At 35.1% G+C, this 13188-nt stretch carries 13 protein-coding genes; 8 read left to right on the top strand and 5 right to left on the bottom strand.

Annotated elements, in window-relative coordinates; genetic code table 11:
* Positions 1 to 36: 36 nt before the first annotated feature.
* Positions 37 to 957, bottom strand: a complete 921-nt coding sequence (locus E0W68_RS08110) for a mechanosensitive ion channel family protein (RefSeq protein WP_192824537.1) — start codon at positions 955 to 957, stop codon at positions 37 to 39.
* Between the two features lie 31 nt (positions 958 to 988).
* Positions 989 to 2863 (bottom strand): mechanosensitive ion channel domain-containing protein, encoded by a 1875-nt coding sequence (locus tag E0W68_RS08105; RefSeq protein ID WP_135218926.1) that lies wholly within the window; start codon positions 2861 to 2863, stop codon positions 989 to 991.
* A gap of 209 nt (positions 2864 to 3072) precedes the next feature.
* On the opposite strand from E0W68_RS08105, the gene acs reads away from it, so the two are divergent.
* The 6 genes from acs to E0W68_RS08075 all read left to right on the top strand — a co-directional run bounded on the left by acs (position 3073) and on the right by E0W68_RS08075 (position 8550).
* Positions 3073 to 4980, top strand: coding sequence for an acetate--CoA ligase (gene acs / locus E0W68_RS08100; RefSeq protein WP_135218925.1), 1908 nt, complete (start codon positions 3073 to 3075; stop codon positions 4978 to 4980).
* Positions 4981 to 5050: 70 nt separating this feature from the next.
* The gene (locus tag E0W68_RS08095) at positions 5051 to 5491 is read left to right on the top strand and encodes a DinB family protein (protein ID WP_135218924.1); all 441 of its coding nucleotides are present in this window, start codon (positions 5051 to 5053) and stop codon (positions 5489 to 5491) included.
* A gap of 86 nt (positions 5492 to 5577) precedes the next feature.
* Positions 5578 to 6084, top strand: coding sequence for a DUF2911 domain-containing protein (locus E0W68_RS08090; protein WP_135218923.1), 507 nt, complete (start codon positions 5578 to 5580; stop codon positions 6082 to 6084).
* Between the two features lie 189 nt (positions 6085 to 6273).
* A complete protein-coding gene (locus tag E0W68_RS08085) occupies positions 6274 to 7113 on the top strand; it encodes a UDP-2,3-diacylglucosamine diphosphatase (protein ID WP_135218922.1) in 840 nt (279 codons plus the stop codon).
* Between the two features lie 41 nt (positions 7114 to 7154).
* Positions 7155 to 7952, top strand: a complete 798-nt coding sequence (locus E0W68_RS08080) for a hypothetical protein (RefSeq protein ID WP_135218921.1) — start codon at positions 7155 to 7157, stop codon at positions 7950 to 7952.
* A gap of 100 nt (positions 7953 to 8052) precedes the next feature.
* Complete coding sequence (locus tag E0W68_RS08075; RefSeq protein ID WP_135218920.1) at positions 8053 to 8550, top strand: hypothetical protein; 498 nt, start codon at positions 8053 to 8055, stop codon at positions 8548 to 8550.
* A 122-nt stretch (positions 8551 to 8672) separates the two neighbouring features.
* Here the strand turns inward: E0W68_RS08075 and ettA are convergent, their stop codons facing one another.
* Genes ettA through holA form a run of 3 tightly spaced genes read right to left on the bottom strand, consistent with a single transcriptional unit; the run spans position 8673 to position 11632 of the window.
* On the bottom strand, positions 8673 to 10364 hold the full coding sequence (ettA, locus tag E0W68_RS08070) for an energy-dependent translational throttle protein EttA (RefSeq protein ID WP_135218919.1): 1692 nt from the start codon (positions 10362 to 10364) through the stop codon (positions 8673 to 8675).
* Between the two features lie 34 nt (positions 10365 to 10398).
* Positions 10399 to 10578: a CAL67264 family membrane protein gene (locus E0W68_RS08065; protein WP_135218918.1), complete on the bottom strand. Its 180-nt coding sequence runs from the start codon at positions 10576 to 10578 to the stop codon at positions 10399 to 10401.
* A gap of 49 nt (positions 10579 to 10627) precedes the next feature.
* Positions 10628 to 11632, bottom strand: a complete 1005-nt coding sequence (gene holA / locus E0W68_RS08060) for a DNA polymerase III subunit delta (protein ID WP_135218917.1) — start codon at positions 11630 to 11632, stop codon at positions 10628 to 10630.
* 70 nt (positions 11633 to 11702) lie between these two features.
* Here holA and E0W68_RS08055 point away from each other — a divergent pair, with 70 nt between their 5' ends.
* Positions 11703 to 12155, top strand: coding sequence for a type I restriction enzyme HsdR N-terminal domain-containing protein (locus tag E0W68_RS08055; RefSeq protein WP_135218916.1), 453 nt, complete (start codon positions 11703 to 11705; stop codon positions 12153 to 12155).
* Positions 12152 to 13156 (top strand): glycosyltransferase family 2 protein, encoded by a 1005-nt coding sequence (locus E0W68_RS08050; protein WP_135218915.1) that lies wholly within the window; start codon positions 12152 to 12154, stop codon positions 13154 to 13156. The genes E0W68_RS08055 and E0W68_RS08050 overlap by 4 nt, the downstream gene beginning before the upstream one ends.
* Positions 13157 to 13188: the final 32 nt, after the last annotated feature.

Below are 13188 nucleotides of genomic sequence, written 5' to 3'. Positions count from 1 at the left end.
ATCAGTTTTTAGGGGTTATGTTTTTAATATAATGAATTAGCTTTTGGGCGTAAAATTCTTGTTTTTGAAATGAATATTCAGGTCTGATGGTTCTACTAACTGGAATGTTGCCGATGCAAATTTTACCTCGCCACCCGTAGCTTCCACTGCTTTTAAAATAGTCGTAAACATTTCTGTTTTTGTTACTCTCCTTTTTTTATAATCTACTACATAGCGTAGTGTAAACTCTACCCAATTATCATTGGCAACAAGCGATATCATTGGGGTTGTCTGCGCATCCTCCAGCATATATTTACGTTGTAATTCAGTCCATTTTTCATGCGATTTCTCCGAGAGGTTTCCGGCTACTTCATTCCCCGCTTTTAATAAAATTTCGTTTACCTTTTCATAATTACTGCCATACCGGATAGGTATTTTTATTTCATCCCATAAAAAAGGAAAATCTCCCGAATAATTAAACACAGGCTCTTTAAAAACAAAGCTATTTGCTACCATTACAATACGACCGTTATACAAGTCACCATCTACCCATTGCCCTGTTTCCATTAGCGTTGTACGCAGCACGCCTATATCCATAACATCGCCTTTCATACCACCGAGCTGAACCCTGTCGCCTGTTTTATAAAAACCGCCAAACATTATGGCAAGCCAACCCGCAAAAGAGGCTATTACTTCCTGCAATGCAAAGGCAATACCTGCACCCGCTACACCAAAAGCAACCGTCAGCCCTCCCAACTTATCGCTAAAAACTACAGTTATCAATATTACAGTAAAGAAATAACCAATGAAACTACCGATTTTTTTGGCTTTATAACGGTTGTCATTTTCTTTTATGCGTGAAAATAAATTTCTCTGTATCAATTTTACAATAAACCATATGACCCCGATACCAATTGCAAGAAAGACAATTTTGCCTACCGTGGGGTTATATAATACCTCTTTTATATTCTCTTCCATTATATGATTTATAGTTTACTGTGAATATTCACTATTCTTTTTTATTGAAATTAATATTAAACGGCGGTGCTGTATAATCTTTATCCAGGTAATTTTCGGGTATAGTAGTCATATTGCCATCGCGGGCTGCCCTGTAATGTGGCGAAAGGATTTCTATGCCCGCTTCGTTACAGCAATCCTGTATGTTTTCGTGCAGTTTAGAGTATATAACAGCTTGTTTATTAGCTTCTTTAGTATAGGCATTTATCTGATAAGATACATAAAAGTCATCCAAACTTGTTTGCAATACAAAAGGCTTAGGTTCTTTTAGCAGTATTTCGGTTCTGTCGGCCGCAGTTAGTAAAGCTTCATGTATTTTTTTCCAAGGCACATCATATCCTAAAGTAACGGTGGTATGCAATATCAATCCTTTATCAACTGTATCGCTGCTGTAGTTTATAGTATGGCTACTCATTACAGTAGAGTTGGGTATTGATATAATTTCATTTTTAATGGTACGTACACGGGTAACTAAAAGCGATTTTTCGATAACATCGCCTACAACTTCGCCAATTTTTACACGATCGTTAATTTTAAACAAGCGCATATAAGTAAGTACTAACCCGGCCATTATATTAGACAACGACCCCATGGAACCAAATGTAAAGAGGAAACCCAAAAATACTGATACACCTTTGAATATGGGAGACTCGCTGCCGGGCAGGTAGGGGAATATAACTACTACCATAAAGGCTATTATTAATACCCGGATTATTTGATAAGTTGGGTTAGCCCAGTCTTTATAAAAACCGTTTATGACAAGACTACCGTCTTCAATTTCATTTTTAAGAAAACGGGCAAACTTGAGTACATAACGGAATACAAAAATGATAACAATTATGGTTATTAAATTAGGCAGATAATCCCAAAAACCAAAGGTTATCTTTTTAACAGGGGTAAGGATATAACTGAATAATGCTTCGGCAAAATGCTGTGTCCATGGAAAAATACCAAACAGTATAGGGAGTGCTATGTATATGAGTATGAGTATTATTATCCATTTTGCCAGTGTATTCAGCATGAGTAATACCTTTATCTGCCGTTTAGCATCAAAAAGGTTATAATTTTTAATAGTAATACCTTTTATACGCTTATTTTCCTGTTCCTGAATTTTGTGTGCTGTCCATTTAAATAATTTTCCTGAATAACGTATTATAATACCTAATACTAACAGTACCAGTATGGCAAGACCTATTTCTTTTGCCAGCGTTATAAAGCTGGTTTCATCTTTATAATGCATTACAGCATCACTTATTATAGTACTGTAAGCCTTTGCCAAATCATATTGAGAGGTGTTATTCCAAAGTGCGTCATTTTCAGAAACACTCATAATAATACTTTCACCTGTTACAATATCTGTAGTGGTTTCAGCATTTATTATTTTTATAGAATCGGGAACAAAATTGTAATTTTCGCCTAATATCTGTATTCTTTCAATTATTGCTTTAGCTCTGTCATGTGCAGAAAAACTACCAAGTTTAGCATACACCGTAAATAGTGTATCATTAAAGAAACCAACTACCGGATAGCCTTTTGCGGTTACCCGTAACGAATCTATTTTAGCTTTTTTCTCAGCAAGCCTTTGTACCTCGCGATTGTTTATCTCCGCTAATTGTTTTTGCAGTTCTTCCTTTTTAATATTATCAGTTGTTTGTAAAGACTGTAATTGCTTTTGTAACCCTGCTTTTTTAACAGAGTCAGCTATACTTTGTTGCTCCAACAGCGATAATTTTTCTTTATATTGACGAATATTTACGCCCGTAACCGAATCGTTTTTTATAATAGTGGTATCCGTTTGTGCATCTGCATTAACAGCAGTGATGATTAATATAATAAGAACTGTAAATAAGCGAAAAGTACTTTTCATATAAACTGATTTATAAAATATACCTACAAGATGTGTCAATACTATCAGCAAGATAAGTAAAAGTAACTGAAAAGTAAATTTTCTTTTATCCGATATATGCAATGATTAAGTGTAGTTACTTACAACTTTATTTATACAAACATGTAGGATTTATATTTTATCATTAATATATTTACATTCGGAAAACATCACAAAAATACTTTAATCACATGAGTTATTATCAGGTAGGCAGCTTAGAACAATATTTTAAACATTATAATAAATCTTTAAGAGAACCCCGAAAGTTTTGGGACAGGATAGCTGATGAAAACTTTACCTGGTATCAAAAATGGGATAAAGTTGTAGAGTTTGATATGCAGGAAGCCGAAATTAAATGGTTTCTGAATGCCAAAGTAAATATTACCAAAAACTGTATTGACAGACACTTGGCTAAAAGAGGAGAGAAGACCGCAATTATTTTTGAGCCTAACAACCCTAATGAAGAAGCGTTACACATTACTTATAACCAACTGTATGACAGGGTTTGCAAAATGGCTAACGTATTGCGCGAGCAAGGCATTCAAAAAGGGGACAGGGTATGTATATACCTGCCAATGATACCCGAACTTGCCATAGCCGTATTGGCTTGTGCCCGTATAGGAGCTATACACTCAGTTGTATTTGCAGGTTTTTCTGCTTCTGCCGTTACCAGCAGGATAAACGATAGTGGCTGTAAAATGGTAATTACTTCCGATGGTGGTTTTCGCGGTAGTAAAACCATCGACCTGAAAGGTATTATAGATGAAGCGCTCGAAAAATGTGATAGTGTAGAAAATGTATTGGTTGTTAAAAGAACGAATACTGCCGTAAATATGAAGGAAGGGCGCGATAAATGGCTACAGCCGTTACTGGACGAGGCGCAACCCAATAATGTAGCTGAAATTATGGATGCCGAAGACCCTTTGTTTATACTTTATACATCAGGTTCTACAGGAAAACCTAAAGGAATGTTGCATACTACCGCAGGATACATGGTATATTCTGCCTATACCTTTAAAAATGTTTTTGCTTATGAAGAAAATGATGTGTTTTGGTGTACTGCCGATATAGGGTGGATTACAGGGCACTCCTATATTGTATATGGACCACTACTCAATGGGGCAACTACCGTAATTTTTGAGGGCGTGCCTTCGTACCCTGATTTCGGGCGTTTTTGGGAAGTAGTAGATAAACATAAAGTAACACAGTTTTACACAGCGCCTACTGCTATAAGGGCGTTGGCAAAAGAAAACTGGGAGTGGGTAAATAAATATAACCTTTCTACACTAAAAGTTATCGGCTCTGTAGGAGAACCTATTAATGAAGAAGCTTGGCACTGGTATAATGACCATGTAGGCAAGAAAAAATCGCCTATCGTAGATACTTGGTGGCAAACCGAAACGGGAGGTATTATGATATCGCCACTACCATTTATAACACCAACAAAACCTACCTATGCTACACTGCCATTACCGGGTGTGCAGCCGGTATTGATGGATGATAAACGAAATGAAATTGAGGGTAATCAAGTAGTGGGCAGCCTTTGTATAAAATTCCCTTGGCCGGGTATGGCAAGAACTATTTGGGGTGATCACCAACGATTTAAAGAAACATATTTTAAAGCATTTCCGGGTAAATATTTTACGGGAGATGGCGCACTTCGTGACGAAGTAGGGTATTACAGAATTACAGGTCGAGTAGATGATGTAGTTATAGTATCAGGGCATAACCTGGGGACAGCGCCTATTGAAGATGCTATTAACGAACATCCGGCGGTAGCAGAATCGGCTATTGTTGGTTTCCCGCATGATGTAAAAGGTAATGCACTATATGGCTTTATTATTCTTAAAGAATCAGGAGAGGGACGTGACAGAGATAATTTGAGCAGAGAAATAAACGAACATATTTCCAGCCATATAGGTCCTATTGCTAAACTGGATAAAATACAGTTTGTATCAGGGCTGCCCAAAACACGTTCAGGAAAAATTATGCGTAGAATATTGCGTAAAATAGCCGAAGGCGATTATTCAAACTTCGGAGATATTACAACACTTTTAAATCCTGAAATTGTAGAGGAAATAAAAGAAGGTAAATTGTAAAAAAACATTTTATATTTAACTGTAAAACAACTACTTAAAAATTTTTATTTGCAGCGAAACTTAAATTTAAATGAAATCGTTTTTTAAAGAACTTTTTGATTATACCTATCATTATAATAGCCAGATTATTGCATCACTTATGGCAGATAGTGCTATACATAAAAAGTCGGTATTGCTTTTAAACCACACTATTAATGCACATGAAATATGGAACGCTCGAATAATGGGTAAAACGGCCGATGTAGGTGTATGGAATATGAGATCTATTAACGTTTTGCAAGAACAAAATAAGATTAACTACGAAAACTCTTTGCAAATATCAGATACATTTGATTTAGATGACATAATACAATACACCAACAGTAAAGGAATGCCTTTTCAAAATTCGGTTAGGGATATTTTGTTTCATATTATCAATCATTCTACTTATCATAGAGGGCAAATAGCATCATATTACAAACAGGAGGGAGGCACGCCAATAGTTTCTGATTATATTTTTCATAAAAGATAGACTATTGTAAAGGTTTGTTAAAGTATATTTATGTTTAAACGATACATTATACTTTTATAAGCCATTAATAATCAAATTTAAAAAGTATGAAAAATCTAAAAAAAATTGCGCTATTTATTGTAATGCTATCAGTTACCGGAATTGCAAGCGCACAAGGTAAAAAAGCAAGCCCCGCAGAAACAGCTACAGGCAAAATAAACGGAGCAAACATTACTATTGAATATAGCAGCCCCTCGGTTAAAGGGCGTGAAATTTGGGGCGAACTTGTGCCATATGGCAAAGTATGGCGCGCAGGAGCTAATGATGCAACTACTTTTACAACAGATAAACCTCTAATGATTGAAGGAAAAGAATTACCGGCAGGAACATATTCTTTTTTTGTAATTCCAGAAAAAGAATCGGCAACTGTAATATTTAATAAAGAAGCCAAGCAATGGGGTGCCTATAAATATGATGAAGGAAAAGACCAACTGCGTGTAAAGGTTACTCCTAAAAAATCGACTAAAATGAACGAAAGACTTGTTTATAGTATAAATAAGAATAATGTAACCCTTAGCTGGGATAATTGGGATATCCCAATTATGGCTAAATAACTTATAATTATATTTATAGAACAGGCATTTAATAGATATCTGTTCTATTTTTAATTTATTATTTTACATAATATAAATTATAAGTCAATATTTATACTAATTAAATTCTAAAATAAAAACACAACAGTTTTGTAATCATTCCATAAACTACAGTTTACATAAACAGTTGTATTTTGCAGAAAACATCCCATGAAAAAAAGAATTGTTGATCTTGTGGTTCTTTCAGATGTACATTTGGGTACGTATGGATGTCATGCCAAAGAACTTTTAGCCTATCTCTCAACAATAAAACCTAAAACACTTATTCTTAACGGCGATATTATAGATATTTGGCAATTTAGAAAATCTTATTTTCCAAAATCACACCTTAAAGTAATAAAGAAAATACTCGATTTTGCTTCCAAAGGTACTAAAGTATATTACATTACCGGTAACCATGACGAAATGTTACGAAAATTCAGTGATACTTCTATGGGTAATTTTTCTATTGTAGATAAAGTTGTATTGGAGTTAGATGGGAAAAAAGCATGGTTTTTTCACGGCGACGTTTTTGACAGCTCTATAACCCATGCCAAATGGATTGCCAAGCTTGGCGGCATAGGTTACGATTATTTAATTCTCCTAAATCGATTTATAAACTGGTTATTGGTAAAAATGGGCAAAGAGCCCTACTCGCTTTCTAAAAAAATAAAATCGAGTGTAAAGAAAGCAGTTAAATTTATTTCAGATTTTGAAACTACTGCTGCCGAACTTGCTATTGAAAATGAATATGATTTTGTGATTTGCGGGCATATACATGAACCAAAAATAGATACCATTACAAATAAAAAAGGTAGTGTTATTTACCTAAATTCAGGTGACTGGATAGAAAACCTTACAGCGTTGGAATACAATAAAAGACGTTGGAAAATGTACCAGCATACCAATGAAATAATCGTAAAGGAAGAAGAATATTTTGAAAGGGAAACCGAATTGGGTAATCAACTAATTACTTCGCTGCTTTTTAATAAAGGCATAAAAAATCCATAAAAATAGTTATATTTAGCCCCACTAACTTAACTTCTTTTATCATGAAAAATAAATTGTTATTTATCGGGCTGGGTTTCTTTATGCTGGCGTGCTCTAATGATGACGGTACTCCTCCTGTTGAATCTGTAACTGAATTTTTACCTTTAACTGACGGCAACTACTGGGACTACGATGTAACCAGCGATGCACAGGAAGGAACCGGTAATGATCATCTTTATATCGCTAATGATACTGTTATAAGTAGTGTAACTTATAAAAGATTTGAAACAGAAAATCTTGCTTTTGGTTTCTTTTCCAGTGCTTTGGCAAATAACGGAGTAAGAAAATCAGACGATAAATTATTACTTACAGGTACAGCCGTGTTTAATTTCTCTGAAGAATTACCTTTTTCTATAGATGCAACAGATCTTGTTATATTTAAAGAAAACACGACCAATAACCAGGTTATTGGTACACTAAACGGTACTATTGAACAGGAATATGAAGGATATACTATAGAATTTCAATATGAACTTACTACTACAGCCAAAGACAATCTGGAAGTATATTCAGTTAATGGAGAAACCTATGCCAATGTAAAACCTATAGAAATTAGGTTAAGTCTTGATGCTGTTTTACAATATAACTTTGGCGGAACTACCATTCCTGTCACTATTATGCCACAACAGGATGTTGTAGTTTCAACACAATACTATGCCGAAAATATAGGAGTTGTACATGTGCTGACTAATTTTGAATATCATTTATCCGATTTATCACAATATCCTATAGAAGTACCTATTCCTGAATCAGTAGCTATTTCTCAAGCAGAGGTATTAACAAATTATTCCGTAGAATAATTTTAACATAACTATATGTGTTAATAATTTAACAGTACATTTCCTTATAAAAAATACTCATATATCTTTGTTTTTATAGACAATTAAAACCAATGAGATTATGAAAAAAGTATTTTTAACCGCTATCATATTAGTAGGTTTATCATTTAGTGCAAAGGCGCAGGATTATAAAAATGCAATAGGTTTGCGTCTTGGAGATAATGACGGCTTTGGTGGTGAAGTATCATATCAACGTTTTATTAGTTCTGCCAACAGACTTGAATTTGATTTAGGATGGCGTAACTCAGACCATTATGATGCCATGAAACTAACCGGATTGTACCAATGGGTTTGGAACATTGATGGAGGTTTTAACTGGTATGCCGGTGTGGGTGGCGGATTAGGTACATGGGAGTACAATGATGATCGTTACAAAGATGAATTTGATGATGATAATGGTACTTTTCTATTTGTTGCCGGTAATATTGGTATAGAATATAACTTTGATATACCGCTACAGTTATCCCTAGATATGAGACCTGAGGTTTATTTTGGAGATGATTTTAGAGATGATAATTTTGGTCCAGATATTGCACTGGGTATTCGATATAGATTTTAATAATTAAATATAAATAAAAAGCGACTCATTTTTGAGTCGCTTTTTATTTATATTTATACTATCTGTACTTTTAAATCAAAACACATATGGCTTATTATGAAAAAAGAATGAACAGCAATCAATTATCGTATCAGTTTTTTATATTTAATACGTTTCGGGGTTAAATCTCCGCCCAGTCGTTTTCTCCTGTTTTCTTCATATTCAGAGAAACTTCCTTCAAAGAAATATACTTCAGAGTTTCCTTCAAATGCAAGTATATGCGTACATACCCTGTCTAAAAACCACCTGTCGTGCGATATTACTACGGCACAACCGGCAAAATTATCCAGACCTTCTTCAAGCGCGCGTAGTGTATTAATATCAAGGTCATTGGTTGGCTCATCCAGTAGTAAAACGTTACCTTCTTCTTTCAATGTTATGGCAAGGTGCAATCTGTTTCGTTCTCCACCCGATAGTGTATTTACTTTTTTGTTTTGGTCACTACCACTAAAATTAAATCGGCTAAGGTAAGCACGAGAGTTCACTTGCCTTCCCCCCATCATGATGAGTTCCTGCCCATCGCAGAAATTTTCCCAAATGGTTTTATTGGGGTCAATATTAGAATGCGACTGATCAACATAAGCAATCTTTACAGTCTCCCCTACTGTAAACTCTCCTTTATCAGGCGTTTCTTCGCCCATTATCATCCTGAATATAGTAGTTTTACCCGCGCCATTCGGCCCGATTATACCTACTATACCGGCTTGTGGCAAGGTAAAATTAAGGTTTTCGTATAATAATTTATCACCAAATGCCTTTGCTACACCTTTAGCTTCTATAACATTCGTACCCAGCCTTGGACCATTAGGGATATATATTTCCAGTTTTTCGTCAAGCTCTTTTTGGTCTTCATTCAAGAGTTTGTCATAGTTTTGCAAACGCGCTTTTTGTTTGGTTTGACGTCCTTTAGCTCCTTGCCTTACCCAATCAAGCTCTCGTTCAAGCGTTTTACGACGTTTTGAAGCTACTTTTTCTTCCTGCTCCATACGTTTTGATTTTTGGTCTAACCAAGAAGAGTAGTTTCCTTTCCAGGGTATCCCCTCTCCTCTATCCAGTTCTAATATCCACCCGGCTACATTATCAAGAAAATAACGGTCGTGCGTTACGGCTATTACCGTTCCTTGATATTGCTGTAAGTGTTGTTCCAGCCACAATACACTTTCTGCATCAAGGTGGTTGGTAGGCTCATCCAGTAATAAAACGTCAGGTTGTTGTAAAAGTAAACGACAAAGTGCCACACGTCTTTTCTCTCCGCCTGATAGTACATTGATAGGAGTATCAGGTTCAGGAGTACGCAGCGCATCCATAGCTATTTCCAGCTTAGTATCAAGTTCCCAAGCACCGGAAGCATCTATTCTATCCTGAAGTTCCGCCTGCCTGTCCATCAGCTTTTGCATCTTGTCAGCATCTTCATATACTTCAGGATCGCCAAAGCTGTCATTTATTTTATTGAATTCTTCAAGCAGTGCAACCGTTTCGGCAACCCCTTCTCTTACTACTTCAATAACGGTTTTATTTTCATCAAGTTGCGGTTCTTGCTCTAAATACCCTACGGTATAACCGGGAGAGAATACCACATCGCCCTGATAGCTTTTTTCTACTCCTGCTATAATTTTCAGTAAAGTTGATTTACCTGAACCGTTTAAACCTAAGATACCTATTTTAGCTCCGTAAAAAAAGCTCAGGTATATATCTTTAAGTACTGGTTTATTTGCCCCCTGATACGTTTTACTAACGCGGGACATTGAAAATATTACTTTCTTATCGTCTGACATTTATATGTAATTAAAATTGTGATGCAATATGTTTTTATACTCTGCCTTTTAGCGCATTAAACGCCCAAGATATAGCAAAAAAGCCAATACCTACTACCGAAAAGCCTATGGCATAATCTTTATATTTAAGTACACCAAGCAGTACAAGGGCAGCTCCGATAAGGAAAAGTATAAAAGATGCCCACCCAAATATGGTGTTTTTGTTCATTCCCATGATATGTTTTTCTAAATTTATTCAGAAAGCAAATATCGCTATTAATTGTCTAATTAAAAATTTTAACCAACATCTCCTTTAATAAATCGCTTTGCGGTATGGCATTTGCTCCCACTCCTTTACTCTTTACATCAATATCCCGCAATGTGGCTACTATGCTGCTCACTTTTCTCATAGGGTAGTTACGCAGGGCAATATCATAATCTTTCATAAAGTAAGGGTTAACACGCAGTATTTTAGCAGCATTACCCGGGGTTTTATCTTTTAATCCATGATATTGTAATAACTGCGAGAAAAACCCAAACACAAGTCCTGTTGTCATTACCAGTGGATTGTCTTTTGGGTTTTGAGAGAAGTAATCGGCTATTTTATAAGCTTTTAATTGGTCGCGCTCCCCTATTGCCTTTCTTAATTCAAATACATTATAATCTTTACTGATCCCTATGTTATCTTCAATAATTTTTGGAGTTACAGTACTTCCTTTGGGTAATATTATAGTGAGTTTATCCAGTTCGTTATTAATACGACTCAGGTCGTTACCTAAAAACTCTACCAGCATAGCAGCAGCTTTGGGCTCTATAATATACCCTTTGCCAGAAAGTACCCGTTTTATCCAATCCCCTACTTGGTTTTCGTATAGTTTTTTACTTTCAAATACTACTCCTGCCTGATTAAGTAGTTTGGTTACTTTTTTACGTTTATCGAGTGTTTTGTATTTGTAAGCAAAAACCAATACTGTGGTGGGTTGCGGGTTTTCGGCATAACTTTCTAACTTATCTATAGTTCGCGAAAGCTCCTGCGCTTCTTTTACTATAACCACCTGTCTTTCCGCCATCATGGGGTAACGCCTTGCATTAGACAGTACTTCTTCTATACTCACGTCTTTTCCGTATAGTACTGATTGGTTAAAACCCTTTTCATCTTCGGTAAGTATGGTATCTTCTATATATTCGGTTAGTTTATCAATATAATAAGGTTCTTCGCCCATAAAAAAATAAATGGGCTTTATTATTCCTGCTTTTATATCATTAACTATTTTTAAAGCCTCGTCCACTATATAAATGTGTTTATATTCTTGTTATATGGTATTGTAATGAACCTCTAAAAAAACATACATTTGTGTGATGCAAAAGTTGAATTTTCCAGACTATACATTCCGATTCAAAAATAGTGAAAATAAGGTGGCTATTTTTGATGAAATCCGTAAAAAATTTATTGTACTCACTCCCGAAGAATGGGTACGGCAGCATGTGATACGCTTATTAGTGGACAACAGGCAGTACCCAAAATCATACATAAACGTAGAAAAGGTTATTAAAATTAATAATTTAAATAAACGATACGATATTGTTGTATTTCAACCCAATGGAGAAATATTTTTATTGATAGAATGTAAAGCACCTAACGTAGCTATATCGCAAAATACTTTTGACCAAATTGCGCGTTATAATATGACAGCAAAAGCACAATATATGATGGTTACTAACGGGCTAAATCATTACTTTTGCCAAATGGATTATGAGCAGGGAAAATATATATTTTTACATGACCTTCCTGATTTTAAAACTAATCAATGAAAAGTATAGCAATCGTAATACTCAACTGGAACGGCAAAGAGTTGCTTGAAAAATTTTTACCTTTTGTGGTTAAATATTCACCAGAGGCTGCTATATATGTTGCTGATAATGCTTCTGCTGACGATTCTGTTGATTTTTTAAAAGAATACTACCCTGATATAACCCTGATACGTAACGATAAAAACTATGGCTATGCCGGTGGTTATAATAAGGCTCTCAAGGAAGTTAAAGAAGATATTTACGTATTGCTCAATTCGGATGTGGAAGTTACCGAAGGCTGGCTCTCTCCTATTGTATCACTTTTTGAAAAAGACAATCAAACAGCCATTATACAGCCCAAAATACTGGATTATTACAAACACGATTATTTTGAGTATGCAGGGGCAGCAGGCGGGTTTATTGATAAGTATGGCTTTCCGTATTGCAGGGGACGTATTTTTAATACTATCGAAAAGGATAACGGACAATATAGCGACAGCAAAATATTCTGGGCATCGGGCGCCTGCTTTTTTATAAGAAAGGAGGTTTATTGGGAGCTTGGCGGTTTTGATGAAGATTTTTTTGCTCATCAGGAAGAAATTGATTTATGCTGGAGAGCTTTCAACAGTAATTATACCATTAGATTTTGTGCCGAGTCTGTAATATATCATGTAGGTGGTGCCACTTTAAAAAACAGCAGCTCACACAAAACATTTCTTAATTTCAGAAACTCGCTATGGATGTTACTGAAAAATTTACCTGCTAAACAATTATTTCCTGTGCTGTTTATACGGCTTGCACTGGACGGTGTTGCCAGTATGCAATTTGCCGTAAAAGGACAGTTTTCACACTCATTTGCAGTATTAAAAGCACATGTTTATTTTTATTTAAAATTATTTTATTTTTTAAATAAAAGACTGCCCAATCAATATAAAAATTACTATAAAAATCGTAGTATTGTAGTACGCTATTTTGTCTTAAATGGCAAGATATTTGGTAGTAATTTTAACAATAGTTTATAGGTAGTTTAATTAATCTTTTTCTTATTAATTAT

Source organism: Flavobacterium salilacus subsp. salilacus (assembly GCF_004634195.1).
Classification (GTDB): domain Bacteria; phylum Bacteroidota; class Bacteroidia; order Flavobacteriales; family Flavobacteriaceae; genus Flavobacterium; species Flavobacterium salilacus.
Note: the sequence above shows the minus strand (reverse complement) of the source record. Positions and strands in the feature narration are given on the sequence as shown.

Bases quoted from the DNA above. Each gene is read 5' to 3' on its own strand.
- E0W68_RS08110 (WP_192824537.1), bottom strand. From the start codon at position 957: ATGGAAGAGAATATAAAAGAGGTATTATATAACCCCACGGTAGGCAAA.
- E0W68_RS08105 (WP_135218926.1), bottom strand. From the start codon at position 2,863: ATGAAAAGTACTTTTCGCTTATTTACAGTTCTTATTATATTAATCATC.
- acs (WP_135218925.1), top strand. From the start codon at position 3,073: ATGAGTTATTATCAGGTAGGCAGCTTAGAACAATATTTTAAACATTAT.
- E0W68_RS08095 (WP_135218924.1), top strand. From the start codon at position 5,051: ATGAAATCGTTTTTTAAAGAACTTTTTGATTATACCTATCATTATAAT.
- E0W68_RS08090 (WP_135218923.1), top strand. From the start codon at position 5,578: ATGAAAAATCTAAAAAAAATTGCGCTATTTATTGTAATGCTATCAGTT.
- E0W68_RS08085 (WP_135218922.1), top strand. From the start codon at position 6,274: ATGAAAAAAAGAATTGTTGATCTTGTGGTTCTTTCAGATGTACATTTG.
- E0W68_RS08080 (WP_135218921.1), top strand. From the start codon at position 7,155: ATGAAAAATAAATTGTTATTTATCGGGCTGGGTTTCTTTATGCTGGCG.
- E0W68_RS08075 (WP_135218920.1), top strand. From the start codon at position 8,053: ATGAAAAAAGTATTTTTAACCGCTATCATATTAGTAGGTTTATCATTT.
- ettA (WP_135218919.1), bottom strand. From the start codon at position 10,364: ATGTCAGACGATAAGAAAGTAATATTTTCAATGTCCCGCGTTAGTAAA.
- E0W68_RS08065 (WP_135218918.1), bottom strand. From the start codon at position 10,578: ATGGGAATGAACAAAAACACCATATTTGGGTGGGCATCTTTTATACTT.
- E0W68_RS08055 (WP_135218916.1), top strand. From the start codon at position 11,703: ATGCAAAAGTTGAATTTTCCAGACTATACATTCCGATTCAAAAATAGT.
- E0W68_RS08050 (WP_135218915.1), top strand. From the start codon at position 12,152: ATGAAAAGTATAGCAATCGTAATACTCAACTGGAACGGCAAAGAGTTG.